The sequence below is a fragment of the Achromobacter marplatensis genome (assembly GCF_002209535.1).
Taxonomy (GTDB): domain Bacteria; phylum Pseudomonadota; class Gammaproteobacteria; order Burkholderiales; family Burkholderiaceae_B; genus Achromobacter; species Achromobacter marplatensis.
In genome coordinates this window covers 1-745 of sequence record NZ_NJIG01000055.1, presented here as the reverse complement: position 1 = coordinate 745, position 745 = coordinate 1, and the positions used below count along the sequence as shown (strand labels likewise).

The following is a 745-nucleotide window of genomic DNA, read 5'->3' as shown; positions in this document are numbered from 1 at the left end:
CGTAAGCACCCCCGTCAAGTAGACATTGGTTGATAGACGATCGGAGCGAAGGTTAGCCGAGGCATGAATTGCACCGGCGGGAGGCCACCCAACGATTCGTGCGGGCGGTACTGGTTGTAATCGACCAGCCATTGATCGGTAATCGCTTGGACCTGCTCAAGGTTGGCGAACAGGTGCGCGTCGAGCACCTCGGTTCGATACGTTCGATTAAAGCGCTCGATGAAGGCGTTCTGATTTGGCTTGCCAGGCTGGATATAGCGGATCGCGATGCCCTTTGCGTCAGCCCATTCGGTAAAGGCTTCTGAGATCATCTCCGGACCATTATCCAGGCGTATTGCGTCAGGCGACCCATAGCAGTCGATCAATCGGCTCAAGACTCGAATCAGGCGTGCCGAAGGGATGGACACGCCTACCTCGATGGCCAAGCACTCCCGGTTCGCCTCGTCGATCACGTTCAGAGTTCGAAACCGTCGGCCGCAGTAAAGAGCGTCGTGCATGAAGTCGAGCGCCCAACAACGATTAGGCTCTGTGGCCAGATCCAGTGGCTGTCGCGGCCGGTCGGGTAGCCGTTTTTTGCAGCGTCGAGGCAAATTCAGACCCATGTCGCAGTACACCCGATGAACGCGCTTTTTGTTCCAGCCACGACCGTCGAGCCGCAGCCGGGTAAAACACTTCCAGAATCCCCAGCGCCCATGCCGAGTCACAATGGCATTGAGAGCATCAATGACTTGGGCATCCCGCTCAG

General features: G+C 57.3%; 1 protein-coding gene. It reads right to left on the bottom strand.

All coding sequences use genetic code 11. The features are described 5' to 3' along the window. Nucleotides 1–14: 14 nt before the first annotated feature. Nucleotides 15–745: IS3 family transposase (locus tag CEY09_RS31815; RefSeq protein ID WP_088591681.1), on the bottom strand; the 731-nt coding region annotated here is incomplete at its 5' end.